Source organism: Duganella vulcania, from assembly GCF_009857655.1.
Lineage (GTDB): Bacteria > Pseudomonadota > Gammaproteobacteria > Burkholderiales > Burkholderiaceae_D > Rugamonas > Rugamonas vulcania.
Window position 1 is genome coordinate 1 of sequence record NZ_WWCX01000281.1, and the last position, 593, is coordinate 593.

General features: G+C 73.4%; 1 protein-coding gene and 1 pseudogene. Both read right to left on the reverse strand.

Annotation, left to right across the window (positions count from 1 at the left end):
• Nucleotides 1-402, reverse strand: a 402-nt coding sequence (locus GTP90_RS35980; RefSeq protein WP_161087956.1) for an ABC transporter ATP-binding protein, incomplete at its 3' end; no start/stop codon positions are given.
• Nucleotides 399-593: pseudogene (locus tag GTP90_RS35985) on the reverse strand (efflux RND transporter periplasmic adaptor subunit); the annotation flags it as partial. The gene GTP90_RS35980 and the pseudogene GTP90_RS35985, both read right to left, overlap by 4 nt.

Sequence of the window (593 nt, forward strand, 5' to 3'; positions counted from 1 at the left end):
CGCGGCCAGCGCCTGCGCGGCCAGCGCGTGGCGGCGCGCCGCGCCCTCGCCGCGGTACAGCAGCGGCAATTCCACATTCTCCTGCGCCGAGGTGCGCGCCAGCAGGTTGAAGCCCTGGAACACGAAGCCCAGGTAGCGCCGGCGCAGGCGCGCCCGCTGGTCACGGGTGGCGGCGCCGACGTCGATCTGGTGGAACAGGTATTGGCCGGCGCTGGGCGTGTCGAGGCAGCCGAGGATGTTCATGGCGGTCGACTTGCCCGAGCCGCTGGGCCCCATGATGGCGACGAACTCGCCCTGCGCGATATCGAGGTTGACCTTATCCAGCGCCATCAGCGCGGTGCCGCCCGCGCCGTAGCGCTTGCAGACGTCGCGCAGCCGTATCAGCGGGACGGTGTCGTTCACGGCGCCGCCGCGCGCTGGTCGGTGATGACTGGCACGCCCGCCTCCAGCCCGGCGCCGCTCACCTCCGTGTAGCGGCCGTCGCTGATGCCCAGCGTGACGCTCAGCTCCTGCGGCCGCCCATCGCGCAGCACCCACAGCGAGCGGCGCACAGCGGCTGCCATGCCGGCCTGGCGCGGCGCCCGTGCCGGCAG